A 19,766-nucleotide genomic window follows, 5' to 3' on the forward strand; every position below is an offset into this window, starting at 1 on the left:
GGGATCAGGCGGGCAACAGCAAGTGCAGGCGCTTGCGGTAGGCCATGTAGTAAAGGGTCGGGATCACCACCAGGGTCAGGATGGTGGAGACGAAGATGCCGAAGATCAGCGAGATCGCGAGGCCGTTGAAGATCGGGTCATCGAGGATGAAGAAGGCGCCCATCATGGCGGCCAGCCCGGTCAGCATGATGGGCTGGGCACGCGTGATGGCCGAGCTGACGATGGCGCGCTCAAACACCATGCCCTCGCGCAGCTGCAGATTGATGAAGTCCACCAGCAGGATGGAGTTGCGCACGATGATGCCGGCCAGCGCGATCATGCCGATCATGCTGGTGGCGGTGTATTGCGCGCCCAGCAGGGCGTGGCCGGGCATCACGCCGATGATGGTGAGCGGGATCGGCGCCATGATGATGAGCGGCGTCAGGTAGGAGCCGAACTGCGCCACCACCAGCAGATAGATCAACACCAGGCCCACCGCATAGGCCGCGCCCATGTCGCGGAAGGTCTCGTAGGTGATCTGCCATTCGCCGTCCCATTTGATCGCGTAGCCGCGGTAGGCATCGGCCGGCTGGCTGATGAAATGCTCGGCCAGCGGGGCGCCGTCGGGGGCCTTGATCTTGGCGAGCTCGCTGCGCATGCCGAACATGCCGTAGAGCGGGCTGTCGATCTTGCCGGCCATGTCGGCCACCACCATGTTCAGCGGCAGCAGGTCCTTGTGATAGACGGGCTGCTCGCGCAGCGTATCGCTCACCGTCACCAGCTCGCGGATCGGCACCAGCTTGCCGTTGCTCGCGCGCATCGAGAGCGAGAGCAGGGCGTTCAGGTCGCCCTGCGATTCGGGCGCCAGCTGCAGCATGGCCGCGGCCGGGTACTTGCTCTGGTCGTGCAGATAGCTCACCGCCTCGCCGGCCTGGGCCGTGCGCAGGGTGCTGACGATGGCCTGCTGCGGCACGCCCAGCAGCGCGGCCTTGCGGCGGTCCACCAGCAGCAGCTTGCGCGGCGCCGCGGCGATGCTGCTGTCGTCCACGTCGACCAGGCCGGCCTGCTTGTCGAACAGGGCGCGCACCGCCTTGGCCACCTGCTGGCGGCCCTCGGCCTCGGGGCCGTAGATCTCGGCCACGATGGGCGAGAGCACCGGCGGGCCGGGCGGCACCTCCACCACCTTGACGTTCGCGCCGAAGCGCTGGCCGATCGCCTGCAGCGCCGGGCGCACGCGCGTGGCGATGGCATGGCTCTGCTCATGGCGGGCATGCTTGTCCACCAGATTCACCTGGATGTCGCCCTGCTCGCTGCCGGCGCGCAGATAGTACTGGCGCACCAGGCCGTTGAAATTGATGGGCGCGGCGGTGCCGGCATAGGCCTGGTAGTCGGTCACCTCGGGCACGCTGGCCAGGTGCGCGCCGAGCTCGTGCAACACCGCCGCGGTCTGCTCCAGCGGCGTGCCGGCCGGCATGTCCACCACCACCTGGAACTCGGACTTGTTGTCGAAGGGCAGCATCTTCAAGAGCACCAGACCGGCCGCCGGCAAGGCCAGCGAAACGACGATCAGGCCGGCGATGCCAAGGCCCAGCCAGCTGCGGTTGCGGCCGCCGCGCTGGCTGTCCAGCAGCGGCGCAAAAACGCGCTCGAACAGCGGCGCCAGCTTGGCGGAGAGGCCATGCAGGGCATGCGGGTCGGCATGTGCATCGGCGGGCAGGGCCTTCATCCAGATGCGCGCCAGCCAGGGCGTGACGACGAAGGCGATCGCCAGCGACAAGAGCATGCCCATGCTGGCATTGATGGGGATGGGGCTCATGTACGGGCCCATCAGACCCGAGACGAAGGCCATCGGCAGCAGCGCGGCGATCACCGTCAGCGTGGCCAGGATGGTGGGGCCGCCCACCTCGTCCACCGCGCCGGGGATCAGCTCCCTGAGGCTGCGGCCGGGGAAGAGCTGCTGGTGGCGGTGGATGTTCTCCACCACCACGATGGCGTCGTCCACCAGGATGCCGATCGAGAAGATCAGCGCGAACAGCGAGACGCGGTTCAGCGTGAAGCCCCAGGCCCAGGAGGCGAACAGGGTGACGGTGAGCGTCAGGATCACCGCGGTGCCGACGATGGCGGCCTCGCGCCGGCCCAGCGCGATGAAGACCAGGGCCACCACCGAGGCGGTGGCGAACAACAGCTTCTGGATCAGCTTGCCGGCCTTGTCATTCGCGGTAGCGCCGTAGTTGCGCGTCTCGGCCACCGACACCTCGGCCGGGATCACGGTGTTGCGCAGCCCCTCGACGCGCTGCATCACCGCATTCGCCACATCGATGGCGTTCTCGCCCGCCTTCTTGGTGATGGCGATGGTGACGGCCGGGTACTCCTGGCCCTTGCCATCCACCTTCTCGCCATGCCAGACATAACGGCTGGGCGTGAGCGGGCCGTCTTCCACCGTGGCCACGTCGCGCAGGAACACCGGCTTGCCGGACTGCACGCCGACGATCAATTCGGCCACATCGCGGGCGTCGGTCAGGAAGGGTCCGGCCTCCAGCGCAATCGCCTGGTTGTTCTGCAACAAATCGCCCAGCGGCAGGCCCAGATTGGCCGACTGCAAGGCCTGGCGCAGCTCGGCCACCGTCAGGCCGCTGCCGTTCAGGCGCGCCGGGTCGATCTGCACGCGCAGCGCGCGGCCCGGGCCGCCGATGCTCGTGACCTCGCGCGTGCCGGGCACGCGCTTGAGTTCGATCTCCATGCTGTGCGCCACGCGCTCGAGGTCGAAGGCGCCGGTCTGGGCCTGCTTGGCGTACAGGGTCAGCGTCACGATGGGCACATCGTCAATGCCCTTGGGCTTGATGATGGGGGGCAGCACGCCCAGGTTCTGCGGCAGCCAGTCGGCATTCGCGGCCACGGTGTCGTGCAGGCGCACCAGCGCCTCGGTGCGCGGCACGCCCACCTTGAACTGCACCGTCAGCACCGCCAGCCCGGGGCGCGACACCGACATCACATGCTCGATGCCGGCAATCTGCGCCAGCACCTGTTCGGCCGGCGTGGCCACCATCTGCTCCACGTCCCTGGCACTCGCGCCAGGGAAGGGGATCAGCACATTGGCCATGGTGACGTTGATCTGCGGCTCCTCCTCGCGCGGCGTCACCAGCACCGCGAAGATGCCCAGCAACAGGGCCACCAGGGCCAGCAAGGGGGTGATCTGGGCCGACTGGAAGAAGGCGGCGATGCGCCCGGAGGCGCCCAGGCGGTTCGGCGTGGCGTGCGATGTATTCATGGCCAGTCCTCAGCGGATGCGCGCGGCGGCTTGCGGGTCCAGCGCGATCTTCTCGCCCACGCTCAGGCCGCTCAGCACCTCGACCTGCTCACCCCGCACGGCGCCCAGCCGGACCTGGCGCAGCAGCGGCTTGCCCTGGCCGTCCAACACGTAAAGGCCGCTCAGCTCGGCGCGCCTCACCACCGCCGTGCGCGGCACCGCGGGCGAGGCCGCGGCCGCGGCCACGCTGCCCGGCAACCAGACGCGCGCGAACATGCCGGGCACGGCACCCGTCAGCTTGGGCGCAAGATCGAGGCGCAGCTGCAGGGTGTGCGAACTGGCGTCGACGATGGGCAGTTGCTGCACGCGCGTGGGAGCCAGCATGCCGCCGGCCAGCCCGGGGATTTCCACCATCGGCGCGCTGCCGGCGGCCAGGCCGGCGGCGATGCTTTGCGGCACATTCGCAGTGACGCGCAGCGCGCTGGGATCGTAGACCGTCACCAGGGCTCGCCCCGGCATGGCCATGTCGCCCAGGGTCACGGGCAGCTCGGCCACCACGCCGTCGTAGGGGCTGCGCACGGTGTTGAAACCGCTCTGCGTGCGCGCCACGGCCAGCTGGGCCAGCTGCGCATTCACCTGGGCCTGGGTGGCCTTGTATTGGGCCTCGGCCTGGTCCAGCGCGGCCTGGCTGATGTAGTGCTGCTTGTGCAGCAGCTGCTGGCGCTCGAACTCGCGGCTGGCCAGCTGCAGCGAGGCGCGCGCCGCCTGGGCCTGGGCCTCGCTGGCATTGGCCGCCTGTTCGGCGGCGCGGGCATCGATGCGCATCAGCACCTGGCCGGCCTTGACACGGTCGCCCGCCTTCACGTCCAGTTGCACGATCGCGCCCGCCACCTGGGCGGCCACCACGGTCTGGCGCAGGGCTTCCACCACGCCGTCCAGGCTCTGCGCCTGGCGGCCGCTGGCGGCGGCCACCGTCAGGCTGCGCAGCGCCGGCGCCGCAGGCGCTGCGTCTGCGGCCGCAGCGCCGATGCTCAGGCTGGCCAGCAACAGCCAGCGCCTGGGGCGCTGCAGGGGCGAGGGACGGGAGGCGTTGGTCTTCATGGCGCGGCTTCTTTCCTGCTCAGCCGGATGGCTGGACAATCAAATATCGTTAACGTATTATTTAACCATTCACGCAAATAGTCAAATAGACATTGCAGCAAGCCCACCAGGTGACAGCCATGCCCTCAGACGCAGATGACGCCGCGCAATCCGCCATGAAGACCTTGCCCGCGGCCGCGCTCGAGCAGGTGGCGGGCTATTTCCAGGCGCTCTCGGAGCCGACGCGCCTGCAGATCCTCAACCTGCTGCGTCAGCAGGAGCGCAAGGTGGGCGAGATTGCCGAGCTGTGCGGCTCCACCGCGGCCAATGTGTCGCGGCATCTCAGCATGCTGCAGCAACATGGGCTGGTGCTGCGCGAAAGCCGCGGCACCAGTGCCTATTACCGCATTGCCGACGCCACCGTCTACGAACTCTGCGACCTGGTCTGCGGCCAGATCGCTCGACAATCGGCACGCCTCATCGACGAGCGCGCCGCCTTCTTTCCACCCAGCAAGCCGACTGCCGGCAAGACATCGCCATGAACCACGCCCTTCTGCAACTCGACCCTCTCGCCGCCCTGCAGGCCCTGCAAGCCGGTGGCTGCTGGCTGGTGGACGTGCGCGAAGCCCATGAGGTGGCGCGCGCCGCCTACGACCATGCGCAGGTCATCCACCTGCCGCTGAGCGAGCTGGAGCGCCGCCATGCCGAGCTGCCGCGCGATGCCGATCTCATCATGGCCTGCGCCGCCGGTGGCCGTAGCCTGCAGGCCATGCAATACCTGCTGCACCACGGTCACACGCGGGTGCGCAATCTGAGTGGGGGCTTGGGCGCCTGGCGCGCCCATGGCCTGCCGGTGCGCTGAACTTCCTAGAAGTGGAACCAGGCCGCCACGCCCACCAGCACGCCCAGCACGCCCACGCCGATGGTGGCGGCCTCCATCCAGCGCTTCTTGGTGAGCAGGGCGATCGCGGCCAGCGCGATCGAGATCTGCAGCGCCGTGGTGGCCTGGGCCCAGCGATGGTGCTGGTGCATCTGCTCGGCGCTCATGTGGTCGAACTCGGCGGATTCCTTCTCCAGCGCCTCGGCCTTGTCCTTGATCTCGACCTTTTCCTTCTTGTAGCGCTCGATCTCCTCGAGGTACTTGCTGCGCTTGTCGTCCGTCACCAGCACCGCCGCCAGCTCGGCCAAGTTCTGCTTGCTGCTCTTGGCCTGGTAGTAGTTCCACTGGTTGGATGCCTCGGTCTTCTTGATCGCGGCATCGTTCTTGTACAGACCGGCGTTGGCCTGGGTCGCGCCCCCCATATAGGAGAACATCGCACCGACGGTGGCGAGGATGGCGGTGATCACCGCCAGCTGGCCGGCCAGGCCCTTGGGCTCGTGCTGGGCCGCATGCTCCAGCTCATGGTCATGCGGGCCGTGAACGTGAAAACCGTGTCCGGACATGGGTGAATCTCCTTGAATTACTTGCTGCGGCGCTGGTAGCGCACAAAGGCATAGGACCAGCCCTGGGCGGACTGCTGCGGCTGGCGCGCGACCTCGGCGAAGTCTTCGGCACGCCAGCTGGGGAAGAAGACATCGGCGCCCTCGAAGCTGGCGTCGATCTCGGTCAGTTCAAGGGTGTCGGCCCGGGGCAGGGCGAGGGCATAGATCTCGGCCCCGCCGATCACGAAGACCTGGGGCTCGCCGACGCAGGCGGCCAGTGCCGCCTCCAGGCCGGCGCACACCTCGGCGCCTTCCAGCATCAGACCCGCTTGGCGTGACAGCACGATGTTGCGGCGCCCGACCAGGGGGCGGAACTTGGCCGGGATCGAATCCCAGGTCTTGCGCCCCATGATGACGGTGTGGCCCAGGGTCAGGGCCTTGAAGTGCGCCATGTCCTCGGGCAGGCGGCACAGCAGCTCGTTGCCGCGACCGATGGCGCCGCCGCGCGCCACGGCAGCGATCAGGGTGATGCCGCTCATGTTCGCACCCCAGGCGCTGCGCGCCGCCCCGCCGAGCGGGGATTCGCCCCTTCGGGCGGCCGTGCGTGGCTCATACCGCCACCGGCGCCTTGATGGCCGGGTGGTGCTTGTAGTCCAGCACCTCGAAGTCCTCGAACTCATAGTCGAAGATGCTGGCCGGTCTGCGCTTGATGTTGAGCGTGGGGTAGGGGAAGGGCGCGCGCGCGAGCTGGGTCTGCACCTGCTCGGCATGATTGCTGTAGATATGGCAATCGCCGCCGGTCCAGATGAAGTCGCCCACCTCGAGATCGCATTGCTGGGCCAGCATATGGGTCAGCAGGGCGTAGCTGGCGATGTTGAAGGGCACGCCCAGAAAGATGTCGGCGCTGCGCTGGTAGAGCTGGCAGGACAGACGCCCCCGAGCCGTAGCCGAGTCCGGTGGCGCCACATAGAATTGGAAGAAGGCATGGCAGGGCATCAGCGCCATCTGGTCGAGCTCGGCCACGTTCCAGGCGCTCACGATGATGCGGCGCGAATCGGGGTTGTGCTTGAGCTGCTTCACCACCTCGGCGATCTGGTCGATATGGCTGCCGTCGGCCTTGGGCCAGCTGCGCCATTGCACGCCGTAGACCGGGCCCAGCGAGCCGTCGGGCCGCGCCCATTCATCCCAGATGCTGCAGCCGCGTTCCTGCAGCCACTGCACATTCGAGTCGCCGCGCAGAAACCACAGCAGCTCGAGGATGATGGACTTGAGGTGCACCTTCTTGGTGGTGACGAGCGGAAAGCCTTCGCGCAGGTCAAAGCGCATCTGGTGGCCGAACACGCTGCTCGTGCCGGTGCCGGTGCGGTCGCCCTTGTGCACGCCATGCTCGGCCACATGGCGCATGAAGTCTTCGTACTGGCTGCGCACCGGGCGCGAATGGGATGCTTCGGTCATGGGGGCGGATTCTAGTTACCTCCGCCGGTCCCCTCTCAGACCTGCTCCGGCTTTTCGAAGTCCTGGACCAGCGCACCCCATTCGGATGCGCTCATGTCGATTTCGACGATCTCGGGGCGGCGCGGTTCAATGCCGCGCCGGCGCTCGCCCTTGACCAGCGCGGGTTGGTCCTTGACGCGCCGGTCCGCTCCCGTCCGGCGCTCGCGACGGCCGCCCTGTTCCGCGTCCGCGCCTGCACTCTTTGCCATACATCGCTCCCTTCGACCGGGGCAAACAAAACCCATCGGCCCCGACCAGCGCGGCTGGTCGCCATGGCGCTACTGTAGCCAAGGCGCGGGCCCATGCCCGCCGCCCGACCCGCCGCCGCGTGAGGGAATTCCGCTCTTTGCGGCCCGCTGCCGCGCCGGCCTGCTAGGCCTCGAACTGCAGCGCCGCCAGGCGCGCGTACAGCCCGCCGCGCGCCACCAGCTCGGCATGCGAGCCCTGCTCGACGATGCGGCCCTGGTCCATCACGACGATGCGATCGGCACGCTGGATGGTGGCCAGGCGGTGCGCGATCACCAGCGTGCTGCGGTCGCGCATGGCGGCCTCCAGCGCCGCCTGCACCACGCGCTCGCTCTCGGCGTCGAGCGCGCTGGTGGCCTCGTCCAGCAGCAGCAGCGGCGGGTTCTTGAGGATGGCACGCGCGATGCTGATGCGCTGGCGCTGCCCGCCCGAGAGCCGCACGCCGCGCTCGCCCAGAAAGGTCTGGTAGCCCTCGGGCAGCTTCATGATGAAGTCGTGCGCGAAGGCGGCCTTGGCCGCGGCCATCACCTCGGCATCGCTGGCCTCGGGCCGACCGTAGCGGATGTTCTCCAGCGCGTTGTTGGAGAAGATCACGCTGTCCTGCGGCACCAGGCCGATGCGCTGGCGCAGTTCCTTCAGCGCCAGCTGCGGCAGGGCCTGGCCATCCAGGCGGATCTCGCCGGCCTGGGCGTCGTAGAAGCGCAGCAGCAGCTGGAACACCGTGCTCTTGCCGGCGCCGCTGGGGCCCACCAGGGCCACCGTCTCGCCGGCTTTCAGCTCCAGATCGAAATCCGCCAGCGCCGCGTGGTCGGGGCGCGAGGGGTAGTGGAACTGCACGCCGCGCAGGCTCAGGCTGGAGCCCCCCTGGGCGGCGGCCAGGGCTTGGGGCCGGGCCGGGTCCAGCACCGGCGAGCGGCTGGAGAGCAGCTCCATCAGGCGCTCGGTGGCGCCGGCGGCGCGCAGCACATCGCCCCAGACCTCGGCCAGCACCGCCACGCTGCCCACCAGCAGGGTCACGTAGACGACGGTCTGGCCCAAATGCCCCGGCGTGATGCGGCCGGCCAGCACCGCCTGCGTGCCCTGGTAGAGGCCCCACAGCAGGGCGCCGAAGGTGGCGCTGATGATGAAGGCCACCATGCCCGAGCGCACCTTGGTGCGTTTGCGCGCGGTGTCGAAGGCGGCCTCGCTGGCGGCGCTGAAGCGGCCGGCCTCGGCGCCCTCCTGGGTGTAGCTCTGCACCACGGTGACGGCATTCAGCACCTCGGCGGCGATCGCGCTGGTGTCGGCCACGCGGTCCTGGCTGGCGCGTGAGAGGCGCCGCACGCGCCGGCCGAAATACAGCGCCGGCAGCACCACCAGCACCAGGATGCCCAGCACCTGGGTCATCACATAGGGGTTGGTGACCACCAGCATGATGAGGGCGCCCGCGCCCATCACGATATTGCGCAGCCCCATCGAGAGGCTGGAGCCCACCACCGTCTGCACCACCGTGGTGTCGGTGGTGAGGCGGCTCAGCACCTCGCCGGTCTGGGTGGTCTCGAAGAACTCGGGGCTCTGCTTCAGCACATGGGCATAGACGGCATTGCGCAGGTCGGCGGTGACGCGCTCACCCAGCCAGGTCACCATGTAGAAGCGCGAGGCCGAGAACACCCCCAGCGCCACGCCCACGCCGAACAGCGCCAGGAAATGCTCGCGCAGCGCCATCACGCGCGCGCCCGGGTCGGCGGCCACGATGCCCTGGTCGATCAGCACCTTCAGCGCCAGCGGCAGGGCCAGCGTGCTGAGCGCGGCCAGCAGCAGGAACAACACCGCCAGCGCGATGCGGGCGCGGTAGGGGCGCAGAAAGGGCAGCAGGCCCGAGAGCGCCTTGGGGCTGCCCTTGGGGCGTTCCTGCGGCTTGCTGGCGGCGAGTGGCGGGGCGGTGGTGGCAGTGGCGGTCGAGCTCATCGGCGCAGTGTAGGGGCCTGCCCGTGACGCTCGCTGCCGCGACAACCCCAGCTTGCGCAGGGATATATGCTTGGGCAATAATTGCCTAGGCAATCAATCAAGCCATGAGCAAATCCAGCAGCAAACCCGTCAACTTCTACAGCGCCGACACCTACCGGGTGGACGAAAGCCTGGGCTGGCTGGTCAAGCACCTGATGCAGTCCATCGTCTACCAGGCCGACCGGCGGCTGGACCCGCATGACCTGACCCATGCGCAATGGGGCCCGCTGCTGCGCCTGCGCTTCATGGGCCCCAGCTCCAGCGCGGCGCTCGGCCGCGAGCTCGACATGGACGCCGGCGCACTGACGCGCCTGCTGGACCGGCTCGAAGCCAAGCGCCTGATCCAACGCGAGCGCTCCAGCGAGGACAGGCGCGTCGTCATCGTCTCGCTGAGCGAGGAGGGCGCAAGGCTCACCGCCAAGGTGCCGGCCATCCTGTCCGAGGTTTTCAACGCCCATCTGGTCGGCTTCAGCCACGAGGAATGGCGCACCCTGATCCAACTGCTGCAACGCGCGGTCGCCACCGGCGACGCCCTGCGTGCGGCCTCCAAGGAAGAGAAAGAGGCATGAAGAGCCCATACAAGACGCTGCGGCTGGCGCCGCTGCTGGCCAGCCTGGTGCTGGCCGCCTGCGCCCCGATTCCCAAGCTGCCCACGCCCGCCGCGGCGCTGCAGGGCGAACAGCTGGGCCTGGCGCCCCAGGAGCAGGCCAGCCTGAGCAGCGCATGGTGGCAGGGCTATGGCGATGCCCGGCTGAATGCCCTGGTGGAGAAGGCCCTGGCCGACGCCCCCAGCCTGGCGCTGGCGCGTGCGCGCATCGCGCGCGCCAGCGCCGGCATCGAGGCCGCCGAGGCGGCCGACAAACCCGCCACCGGCCTGGGGCTGGACATGCAGCGCCAGCTCTATACCGAGACCGGGCTCTATCCGCCACCGATCGCCGGCAGTGTGCGCAACACCGCCACCCTGCAGGCCGGCATCAGCTATGACTGGGACTTCTTTGGCCGCCACCAGGCCGCCCTGCAGGCCGCGCTGGGCCAGCGCCGTGCCGCCCAGGCCGATGCCGCCGCGGCGCGCCTGACGCTGGCCGCCCAGGTGACGCGCAGCTACCTGGCGCTGGCCCGCGTGCTGGCACAGCGCCAGCTGCTGGCCGAACAGCAGGCCCTGCGCGCCGCCAGCCTGCAGCTGGTGCGCGAGCGCGCCGCCGCCGGCCTGGACACCCAGCTGGAGCTGCGCGGCGCCGAGGCGCCGGTGGCCGAGTTGCAGCGCCAGGGTCTGGCGCTGGACGAGCAGGCCCAGGCCTTGCGCCACCAGCTGGCGGCGCTGACGGTGCAGCCGGCCCAGGCACTCGCCGAGTTGCGCCCGGCACTACCGACGGCCCAGGCCTGGGCGCAGGAGCCCGGCATCGACCTGCTGGGTCGCCGGCCCGATCTGCAGGCGGCGCGCTGGCGGGTGGAAGCCGCCACGCAGGACGTGACGGTGGCGCGCAGCCAGTTCTATCCCAATGTGACGCTGACGGCCTTTGCCGGCTTCAGCGCCATCGGCTTCGACCGGCTGCTGGAATCGCGCAGCCTCCAGGCCGGCTTCGGCCCCTCGCTGCGCCTGCCGATCTTCGACACCGGCCGCCTGCGCGCGCAGCTGAAGGGCTCGGCCGCCGAGCAGGACGCCGCGGTGGCGGCCTACAACGCCGCGCTGCTGGAAGCGGTGCGCGACGCCAGCGACCAGCTCAACAGCCTGAAATCCCTGCAGGCCCAGGCGCAGACCCAGGCCACGCTGGTGGCGAATGCCGAGCAGCAATTGCAGCTGGCCGAGCAGCGCCAGCAGGCCGGCCTGGGCAATCGCCTGCCGGTGCTGGCGGCGCGCCAGAGCCTGCTGGCGCAGCAGCGCCAGGCCCTGGACCTGCGCGGCCTGGGCTTGGACGCCCAAGTCAATCTGATGCGCGCCCTGGGCGGCGGCACCACCGAATCAAACTGAGAACCGACCATGAGCAACAACGACAACAGCACCCCTAGCAACGGCAAGCGCAAGCGCGGCCTGACCCTGGTCGCCAGCGCCGTGCTGCTGGGCTTCGCCGGCTACAGCGTCTACCAATGGCTGGTGGCGAGCCGCTACGAGAAGACCGACAACGCCTATGTGCAGGCCAATGTGGTGCAGATCACGCCCCTGGTGGGCGGCACCGTGCGCGCCGTCCATGTGGACGACACCGATTTCGTCAAGGCCGGCCAGCCGCTGGTGAGCCTGGACCCGGCCGATGCCAGCGTGGCGCTGGAGCAGGCCCAGGCCGCGCTGGCGCAGACGGTGCGCGAGGTGCGCACCCTGTACGCCAACAACAGCACCCTGCAGGCGCAGCTGCAGGGCCGCGAGTCCGAGGTGGCGCGCGCGCAGAGCGAGCTGGCCCGCCTGCAGGCCGATGTGCAGCGCCGCGCGCCCCTGCTGGCCAGCGGTGCGATCGGCAAGGAAGAGCTGGAGCATGCGCAGGCCCAGGTGACGTCGGCGCGCAGCGCGCTGGCCACCGCCCAGGCCGGGCTGCAGAGCGCGCGCGAGCAGCTCGCTTCCAACCAGAGCCTCACCGAAGGCACCAGCGTGGCGGAGCATCCCAATGTGCAGCGCGCCGCGGCGCGCCTGCGCGAGACCTACCTGGCCTTCAAGCGCAGCGAGCTGCCGTCGCCGGTGAGCGGCTGGGTGGCCCGGCGCAGCGTGCAGCTGGGCCAGCGCGTGGCCGCCGGCGCACCGCTGATGGCGGTGGTGGGCCTGCAGGAGGCCTGGGTCGACGCCAACTTCAAGGAAGGCCAGCTGGCGCGCCTGCGCATCGGCCAGCCCGTCACCCTGGTGGCCGACCAGTACGGCGACAAGGTCGAGTTCCACGGCACCGTGGCCGGCCTGGGTGCCGGCACCGGCGCGGCCTTTGCGCTGCTGCCGGCGCAGAACGCCACCGGCAACTGGATCAAGGTGGTGCAGCGCGTGCCGGTGCGCATCGCGCTGGACGCCAAGGAGCTGGCCGAGCACCCGCTGCGCGTGGGCCTGTCGATGAATGTGGCGGTGGACGTGCGCGATCAGGCCGGCAAGTCGGTAGCCGACGTGCCGCGCAGCGCGCCGCTGGCCGCCACCAAGGTGTTTGACGCGCAGGACCAGGCCGCCGAAGCCGAGGTGGCGCGCATCATCAAGGCCAATCTGGGCCACGCCGCCGCCAAGTCCGGCAAGCCCGCCAAGGCCTGAGCATGAGCAGCAGCTCCCCCGCCGCGGCCGCGCCCGCGCCCCTGCATGGCTCGGCCCTGGTGCTGGGCACGCTGGCGCTCTCGCTGGCGACCTTCATGAATGTGCTGGACTCGTCCATCGCCAATGTCTCGCTGCCGGCGATCTCGGGCGATCTGGGCGTGAGCCCGGTGCAGGGCACCTGGGTCATCACCAGCTTCGGCGTGGCCAATGCGATCTCGGTGCCGTTGACCGGCTGGCTGACGCAACGCTTCGGCGCGGTGCGGCTCTTCACCATGAGCGTGCTGCTCTTCGTGGTGGCCTCCTGGCTGTGCGGCTTCGCCCATTCGCTGGAGATGCTGGTGGCCTGCCGCGTGCTGCAGGGCCTGGTGGCCGGCCCGATGATTCCGCTCTCGCAGACCCTGCTGCTGGCCAGCTATCCGCGCGAGAAGGCCGGCACGGCGCTGGCGCTGTGGGGGGTGACGACCCTGGTGGCGCCGGTGGTGGGGCCGCTCTTGGGCGGCTGGATCACCGACAACGTCTCGTGGCCCTGGATCTTCTACATCAATGTGCCGGTGGGCCTGCTGGCTGCGGGCCTGACCTGGAGCATCTACCGCGAGCGCGAGACCGCGGTGAAGAAGCTGCCCATCGATGGCGTGGGCCTGGCCCTGCTGGTGATCTGGGTGGGTGCGCTGCAGATCATGCTGGACAAGGGCAAGGAGCTGGACTGGTTCGCCAGCGGCGAGATCCAGATCCTGGCGCTGACGGCGGTGGTGGGCTTCGCCTTCTTCCTGGTCTGGGAGCTCACCGATGAGCATCCGGTGGTGGACCTGCGCCTGTTCGCGCGCCGCAACTTCCTGTTCGGCGCCGCCACGCTCTCGGTGGCTTACGGCCTGTTCTTCGGCAATGTGGTGCTGCTGCCGCTATGGCTGCAGCAATGGATGGCCTACACCGCCACCGACGCGGGCATGGCGCTGGCGCCGGTGGGCCTGCTGGCCATCCTGCTCTCGCCGGTGGTGGGCCGCCATGTGGGGGTGCGCGACCCGCGCTGGATGGCCACCTTCGCCTTCGTGATGTTCGCGGTGGTGCTGAGCATGCGCGCCAACTTCACCACGCAGACGGACTTCGCCACCATCATGATCCCGACCGTGCTGCAGGGCGCGGCGCTGGCCTTCTTCTTCATTCCGCTCACCACGCTGACGCTGGCCGGCATCACGCCCGACCGCATCGCGGCGGCGGCCGGCCTGTCGAACTTCGTGCGCATCACCGCCGGCGCCATGGGCACCTCGATCTCCACCACGCTGTGGGAAAACCGCGCGGCCCTGCATCACCATCATCTGGCCGAGCGCCTGGCGCAGGGCGATCTGGTAGCCGGCGAATCGATTTCGCGCCTGCAGGCCTTGGGCATGGCGCCGCAGCAGGCTCTCGCCTATATCAACCGGCTGATCGATCAGCAGGCCTTCACGCGCGCCGCCGACGACATCTTCCTGGCCTCCGCCTTCATCTTCCTGCTGCTGATCGGCGGCGTCTGGCTCACCAAGCGTCCGCCACGCCTGGGTGCGGCGGGGCCGGTGGATGCGGGTGGGGCGCATTGATCGATCCAGGCGCGGCCGGCAGGTGATGTAGGCCCTGCGACGGTACTACTTCGAAGAACTCGCGCCTCCAGCGCACGGTCGAAGCGGCGCAGGCTGGTGGGCACGAGGCCCCTCTTGCGGTGCCGAGCCGCGCAGCCGAACCGGGTTGCGCATCGCTCCAGGCGATGCGTCGAGCGCGCCTTGTTTGAGCACCGAGCACAGTTGGCCGCCGCAGGCGGACAACGGCCCGCAGGGGTGCGAGGGCGAGTTGCGCGCGAGTCCCGGTTTGGCGAGCAGCGAGGGGAGCCTGAACGCAGTGAAGGCCGCCGCATCTGGGGCCGAGTGCCCGCCAGCCTGGGCCGCCGCGCGGACGGCACCAGCAGCGCCCCTCGTCACAAATTCGCCGCAAACAGCCTGCGAATGAACAGATCCTTGAAGCTCGATGCCTGGTCCAGCCCCAGCCGCTCCAGGTAGGCGGGCGGCACCGGCCGCTCGCCTGTGAGGCTCTTGAGAATCATCGGCAACAGCTGTAGCGGATGCTGGCTGGCATGCTTGAGCTTCTTGAGCGCGCGCACGATGGTGATCTCGTCCTCGCTGAGATCGGTGCCGAAGGGGAAGTCGGGCAGCACGCCCTCGTTGCGCCAGGGTCGCAGCTTCTCGCGCAGCATCTCGGGCCGGTTGTTGCGGTAGCGCTCGGGCAGCTGGTAGTCGGCCTCCAGCTTGCCATGCGCCTTGGCCTCGGCGATGAGTTGGTCCTGGAAGCGCGAGTCGGCGATTGCCAGCAGGCGTTTCACGATCTCGCCATCGGTCTGGCCGCGCAGATCGGCCACGCCGTACTCGGTGATGGCGATGTCGCGCAGATGGCGCGGGATGGTGATGTTGCCGTAGCTCCAGACGATCGAGCTGGTGAGGCCATGCTGGTTCTCATGCGTGGCACGCAGCATCAGGATGGAACGCGCATCCGGCAGCGCATGGCCCATCGCGACGAAGTTGTACTGGCCGCCCACGCCCGACACCATCTGGCCCGAGTCCAGCCCGTCCGACGAGGCCGCGCCCAAGAGGGTCAGCTTCATGGTGGTGTTGAAGAGGCGCGCATCGCGGCGCTGGGCACGCTTGAGGCGCTCGCAGCCCAGCGCATCGCCATAGAGCTGGTTGATGTAGGCGATGCGGGTCATCGAGATGCGCTCGCGCTGCGCCTCGGGCAGCTCGCGCAGGCGCTGATAAAAGTCGCGCGGGCCCAGGAAGAAGCCGCCATGCATGATGGTGGCATGCAGCCAGCGTTCGCCCAGCGCCGCGGCAACGCGGCCGTCGTCCAGCGCCGTGCCCGCCGGCACGCGGCCGGGCTGCAGCGCGCCGAGTTGCTCCAGGTAGGCGATATCTGGCGCCGTTAGCTCTGCGGCGATGCGGCCGCGCTCGGCCAGCGCCCGCAGCACCGCCAGGTCGGGGCGCGTGCCCACGCGGCCGGCGTTGGCCAGCTCCTGCAGGTCGGCGTCGTCGTAGACCTCGCGGCGTATCAGGCCGGCGTCGATCAGGCGCATGAAGCCGTTGACGAACATTTCCGAGCAGCCGTAGAGGCCCTGGGCAAAGCCGCCCAGCTCGCGACCCGCCAGCCCCTCGGCGCCGTCGGCGCAAAGCGCGCCGAGGATGCTGCGATAGGCCTCGGGCTGGCGGTCACGCACGATCAGGCCCTGCGCCACCGCGTCGCCCAGCGAGCCGATGCCGATCTGCAGCGTGCCGCCGTCCAGTACCAGGCTGGAGGCATGCAGGCCGATGGCGTAGTCGGCCCAGCTGATGGAGGCATTCGGCGGGCCGAACAGTTCATGGTTGGCCGCGGGGCAGCGCAGCAGCAGGTCCACCCGATCGAGCGGCCACAGCGCCGTGCCGGCCATGAAGGGCAGGCGCTCGTTCACCACCGCCACCTTCAGCAGCGGCCGGCCGGCGGCCGCCATGCGCTCGATCAGCTCCTGGGTCACGTCGGGGTTGCAGGACATCGAGAGCTGCAGCCCGCCGGCGGCGTTCTCGCGCAGCGCCACCGCCTGGGCGATCACGTTCACGCCCTGGGCCATCATGTCGCGCGCCACGAAGCTGTAGTTGGTGCAGACGAAGCCCTGCTGTGACGCGTCGTTGTTGAGGTAGTCACCGGTCTTGAAGAAGAACTCGTGCACCTCGATGTTCGGCGGCAGGGCCTGGGCGCGCGCCGCCTTCACATAGTCGAGGTCGGGGTAGTCGCCGAACACGCGCTCCAGCAGGGGCCCCAGGAAATGCTGCTCCAGCTCCGACTTGCCCACCGGCCGTTCCAGCGAGAGCGCGGTGAAGATCTTGAGCCGCCGCGCCGGTGTGGCAGCGATGCGACGATAGAGCGCGTTGACCCAGGGGTTGGGCTTGCCCAGGCCCAGCGGGATCGCCAGCACGATCTCGCCCGGGATGCGTTCCAGCACCGCGTCCACCGCGGCCTCCAGCTCGGTCAGCGTCTGCATGTCCATTTCATGTCTCCTGCTTGGTTCTTCTGCCTACTTCTTGTGCCTATAAGGCAGTGTCGGCGCAGTCGGCCCGGCCGGACTTGATTTTGGCCAAGTCAAGCGCGCGCACCGCGGCCCCCGGGGCCCATCCCCCATTCCGGGGACGCGCGTCGCCAGCCCGGGCAAGCTGTGCTGCAATGGCTGCGCGGTCCACCCACTTTCCCTTCATGCTGTTCAACGAGATCGACACGCCACGCTGGCTGCCCCTGCTGGGGCAATGGATCCAGCGCTTGGGCCTGCTGCGCACCTGGGCGCTGCTGTGCGCCGGCGCGCTGCTGCTGTGCCTGGGGCTGGCCGGCCTGCTGCTGGCGGGGCCGACCGGCCACCTCACCGCCGCCCTGGTGGCCAGCGGCATGGCGGCGGCCTGCGCCGCGTTGTGCGGCTACCTGCTGCTGCGCCTGGTCCAGCATATCGACAGCACGCAACGCGGGGTGCTGCGCCACGCCACCGAAGACCCGCTCACCGGCACGCTGAACCGCCGCTACTTCCTCGAACTGGTGGAGCGCGAATGGTCGCGGGCGCGCCGCTACGACATGTCTTGCGCGCTGCTGCTGATGGATGTGGACCATTTCAAGCGCGTCAACGAACGCTTCGGCCACCGCTGCGGCGACCAGGTGCTGCGCGAGATCGCCGCGGCCAGCGTCGAAACCCTGCGCCACGCCGACGTGCTGGCGCGTTTCGGCGGCGAGGAGTTCATCGTGTTCCTGCCGCACACCGACCCGCTCGGCGCGCTGGACGTGGCCGAGCGCATGCGCGAGCGCGTGGAGGCGCTGCAGCTGGCCTGGAACGGCGCAGAGCTGCGCGTCAGCGTCAGCCTGGGCGTGGCGGCGCTGCATCCCGAGCACCTGACGCTGGATCAGCTGATCCACGACGCCGACGATGCGCTGGCTGTGGCAAAGTCCGCGGGCCGCAATTGCGTGCGCGCTGGCGCCGGGCTGCTGCCCGGCAAGCCCAGCATGATGAACAACAACAACTGACGCCCATTCCCCATGCAGATGCTTGACGCCGCGGCCACCGCGGCCCGCTTGCCCTATGCCCGCCTGATGCCCGCCGTGGCCCAGGCCATGCTGGACCTGCGCGCCGGCCGCATCCACAGCTGCCCGCGCGCCGTGCTGCCGCTGCCCGAGGGCGGCAGCTACCTGGCCATGCCCTGCACCGATGCGCAATACGCGATCAGCAAGCTGGTCTCGGTGACGCCGGCCAACCAGGCCCTGGGCCTGCCTACCATCCAGGGCCTGGTGCTGGCAAGCGATGCCCGCAACGGCAGCCCGCTGGCCCTGCTGCATGGCGGCACGGTGACGGCGCGCCGCACCGCCGCGGTGAGCCTGCTGGGCATCGAACGCCTGCTCGGCCGCGCCCCGCAAGACCTGACCCTGGTGGGCACGGGCGGCCAGGCCTGGTCGCATGCGCTGGCGCTGCTGGAGGTCTGGCCGGGCCTGCGCCTGCGCATCAAGGGGCGCAGCGCGGCGCCCGGCTTCGTGCAGCGGCTGGCCGCACAGGGCCTGACGGCCTGCGTCTGGCAGGAGGGCGACGGCTATGGCGATTGCGCGCTCGCCGCCACCACCTCGCTGAGCGCGGTGCTGCCCGAGGATCTGGCACCCGAGACCCTGATCGTCGGCATCGGCAGCTTCCGCCCCGACATGGCCGAGCTGCCCGCCACCCAGGTGCGGGCGCGCCAGCTCTTCGTGGACGATCCCGAGGGCGCCCGGCACGAGGCCGGCGACCTGCTGCAGGCCGGCGTGGACTGGTCGCGCGTGCATGGCCTGGCCGAGCTGCTCGCGGGCGAGGTGAGGGCGCAGGGGCCCTTGCTCTACAAGACCGTGGGCCAGGCCGCCTGGGACATGGCGGCGGTGCGCTGCGCGCTTTCGGATTTCTGTGGCACTACGCTTGGGCGTTAGTATTCGTTGCAGTTGCTACTGCCAGCTGCCTCAAATGTCGAACCTCATCTCTGATATGAATGTAGGTCGCTTGCTGGCCATATTTGCCTTGTTGATCAATCAGTCGGTGTATGCGCTTGCTGGAGAATGCCTCGAGCGAACCTGGGAAGGCACTGTGGGCGGTCTTCCGGTGACGATGCGCTTTGAGACCATTTACCCAGACGACAAGCTGGCCGGAAGGTACTACTACAGTGAAAACGTCAATGATCTGCTACTGATGCCTTTGGGCGAGCAATCTGGACGTTGGGCGGAAATCGACCCGATGGGCAGGCAGACAGGAGTGTTGACACTGAGCTGCACCGAAGCCCGCCTCAGTGGCGAATGGAAGTCCGGAGATGGGAGACGACGTTTACCCGTGCTCGCACGCGCGCGCGCGGGGCTGGACTATCAGGCCCGACGCATGGCTGCCTTGCGATGGTCTGTACTTGCGGTTCCTGAGCCTAACGGCGAAGGCCGCGACTTGCTTCAGCCTTTCGGTCTTGAAGCGCTTGGGGTAACAGGCTTGCGCTTGCATGGCCATTCCGTTGGGGTGCGAACGATCAATGCCAAGCTGATGGCAGAGTTTCGAGATGCAGTCCAAGTTGCTTTGGAATGCCGGACCACAGGAAGGCTCACACAAGGCGAAGGCCATACCTACGAAAACCGCAGAACCTGGTCTGTAGAAACAAGAAATCGAGGGTTTGTTGTCGTCGTTCAGACCAGCAGCGACTTCTGCGGCCAAGCACATCCCTACCTGGATGTTGAGCACACGGTCTTCGAGGCGTCTAGAGGTGAGATTGTTCGGATGGCTGATTGGCTGTCGGAGCCCTATCAAGACGAGCTTGGCCCGAAATCTGAACTAGGGAAGTTATTGCACGGCCTGTACAGGCATGGCGGGGATGCGAGCTGCTTTGAAGAGATTGCTTTCACGACGAGCGATATGTGGCCCAGTGAGAGCGGGTTGCACTTCCGGACTATTGCGCCCTATGAAAGCCGACGTTGCATCGAGACTTTTCTGCTCCCATTCGATTCAGTGTGGCCCTACCTTTCATCTATCGGCAAGGTAGCCTCCAAGGCTTTTGTAGTTCAGCACTAGCACCGCCCAGGCGGTGCGAC

General features: G+C 68.8%; 17 protein-coding genes. 9 read left to right on the forward strand and 8 right to left on the reverse strand.

What is annotated here, in order from left to right; genetic code table 11:
• Positions 1-4: 4 nt before the first annotated feature.
• On the reverse strand, positions 5-3,247 hold the full coding sequence (locus PFX98_RS19480; RefSeq protein ID WP_285232145.1) for an efflux RND transporter permease subunit: 3,243 nt from the start codon (positions 3,245-3,247) through the stop codon (positions 5-7).
• 9 nt (positions 3,248-3,256) lie between these two features.
• Positions 3,257-4,327 (reverse strand): efflux RND transporter periplasmic adaptor subunit, encoded by a 1,071-nt coding sequence (locus PFX98_RS19485; protein WP_285232146.1) that lies wholly within the window; start codon positions 4,325-4,327, stop codon positions 3,257-3,259.
• A 155-nt stretch (positions 4,328-4,482) separates the two neighbouring features.
• Here PFX98_RS19485 and PFX98_RS19490 point away from each other — a divergent pair, with 155 nt between their 5' ends.
• Both PFX98_RS19490 and PFX98_RS19495 read left to right on the forward strand, forming a co-directional pair.
• Complete coding sequence (locus PFX98_RS19490; protein WP_285235642.1) at positions 4,483-4,848, forward strand: ArsR/SmtB family transcription factor; 366 nt, start codon at positions 4,483-4,485, stop codon at positions 4,846-4,848.
• Positions 4,845-5,168, forward strand: a complete 324-nt coding sequence (locus PFX98_RS19495) for a rhodanese-like domain-containing protein (RefSeq protein WP_285232147.1) — start codon at positions 4,845-4,847, stop codon at positions 5,166-5,168. The genes PFX98_RS19490 and PFX98_RS19495 overlap by 4 nt, the downstream gene beginning before the upstream one ends.
• Positions 5,169-5,173: 5 nt before the next feature.
• Here the strand turns inward: PFX98_RS19495 and PFX98_RS19500 are convergent, their stop codons facing one another.
• The 5 genes from PFX98_RS19500 to PFX98_RS19520 all read right to left on the reverse strand — a co-directional run bounded on the left by PFX98_RS19500 (position 5,174) and on the right by PFX98_RS19520 (position 9,415).
• Positions 5,174-5,749, reverse strand: a complete 576-nt coding sequence (locus tag PFX98_RS19500) for a DUF4337 domain-containing protein (RefSeq protein WP_285232148.1) — start codon at positions 5,747-5,749, stop codon at positions 5,174-5,176.
• A gap of 17 nt (positions 5,750-5,766) precedes the next feature.
• Positions 5,767-6,267 (reverse strand): dihydrofolate reductase, encoded by a 501-nt coding sequence (locus tag PFX98_RS19505; RefSeq protein WP_285232149.1) that lies wholly within the window; start codon positions 6,265-6,267, stop codon positions 5,767-5,769.
• Between the two features lie 70 nt (positions 6,268-6,337).
• Positions 6,338-7,183 (reverse strand): thymidylate synthase, encoded by an 846-nt coding sequence (locus PFX98_RS19510; protein WP_285232150.1) that lies wholly within the window; start codon positions 7,181-7,183, stop codon positions 6,338-6,340.
• 35 nt (positions 7,184-7,218) lie between these two features.
• The gene (locus PFX98_RS19515) at positions 7,219-7,431 is read right to left on the reverse strand and encodes a hypothetical protein (RefSeq protein ID WP_285232151.1); all 213 of its coding nucleotides are present in this window, start codon (positions 7,429-7,431) and stop codon (positions 7,219-7,221) included.
• 163 nt (positions 7,432-7,594) lie between these two features.
• A complete protein-coding gene (locus tag PFX98_RS19520) occupies positions 7,595-9,415 on the reverse strand; it encodes an ABC transporter transmembrane domain-containing protein (protein WP_285232152.1) in 1,821 nt (606 codons plus the stop codon).
• A 104-nt stretch (positions 9,416-9,519) separates the two neighbouring features.
• On the opposite strand from PFX98_RS19520, the gene PFX98_RS19525 reads away from it, so the two are divergent.
• From PFX98_RS19525 to PFX98_RS19540, 4 genes are read left to right on the forward strand one after another with little or no spacing between them, the layout of a single operon-like run.
• Positions 9,520-10,023 carry a MarR family winged helix-turn-helix transcriptional regulator gene (locus tag PFX98_RS19525; protein ID WP_285232153.1) on the forward strand — a complete coding sequence of 168 codons (504 nt, stop codon included), beginning with the start codon at positions 9,520-9,522 and terminating at the stop codon, positions 10,021-10,023.
• Entirely contained in the window at positions 10,020-11,423 is a 1,404-nt protein-coding gene (locus PFX98_RS19530; RefSeq protein ID WP_285232154.1) for an efflux transporter outer membrane subunit, read from the forward strand. Before PFX98_RS19525 ends, PFX98_RS19530 begins: the two co-directional genes overlap by 4 nt.
• A 9-nt stretch (positions 11,424-11,432) precedes the next feature.
• A complete protein-coding gene (locus tag PFX98_RS19535; RefSeq protein WP_285232155.1) occupies positions 11,433-12,665 on the forward strand; it encodes an HlyD/EmrA/EmrK family protein in 1,233 nt (410 codons plus the stop codon).
• 2 nt (positions 12,666-12,667) lie between these two features.
• On the forward strand, positions 12,668-14,236 hold the full coding sequence (locus PFX98_RS19540) for a DHA2 family efflux MFS transporter permease subunit (RefSeq protein WP_285232156.1): 1,569 nt from the start codon (positions 12,668-12,670) through the stop codon (positions 14,234-14,236).
• 371 nt (positions 14,237-14,607) lie between these two features.
• Here the strand turns inward: PFX98_RS19540 and PFX98_RS19545 are convergent, their stop codons facing one another.
• On the reverse strand, positions 14,608-16,698 hold the full coding sequence (locus PFX98_RS19545) for an acetyl-CoA hydrolase/transferase C-terminal domain-containing protein (RefSeq protein WP_285232157.1): 2,091 nt from the start codon (positions 16,696-16,698) through the stop codon (positions 14,608-14,610).
• Positions 16,699-16,871: 173 nt separating this feature from the next.
• On the opposite strand from PFX98_RS19545, the gene PFX98_RS19550 reads away from it, so the two are divergent.
• Genes PFX98_RS19550 through PFX98_RS19560 form a run of 3 tightly spaced genes read left to right on the forward strand, consistent with a single transcriptional unit; the run spans position 16,872 to position 19,746 of the window.
• Entirely contained in the window at positions 16,872-17,711 is an 840-nt protein-coding gene (locus tag PFX98_RS19550) for a GGDEF domain-containing protein (protein WP_285232158.1), read from the forward strand.
• Positions 17,712-17,723: 12 nt separating this feature from the next.
• Positions 17,724-18,632: a delta(1)-pyrroline-2-carboxylate reductase family protein gene (locus tag PFX98_RS19555; protein ID WP_285232159.1), complete on the forward strand. Its 909-nt coding sequence runs from the start codon at positions 17,724-17,726 to the stop codon at positions 18,630-18,632.
• Positions 18,633-18,666: 34 nt separating this feature from the next.
• Positions 18,667-19,746, forward strand: coding sequence for a hypothetical protein (locus tag PFX98_RS19560; RefSeq protein WP_285232160.1), 1,080 nt, complete (start codon positions 18,667-18,669; stop codon positions 19,744-19,746).
• Positions 19,747-19,766 lie beyond the last annotated feature (20 nt).

It is taken from the genome of Paucibacter sediminis (assembly GCF_030254645.1).
In the GTDB taxonomy this organism is placed as follows: Bacteria; Pseudomonadota; Gammaproteobacteria; order Burkholderiales; family Burkholderiaceae_C; genus Paucibacter_B; species Paucibacter_B sediminis.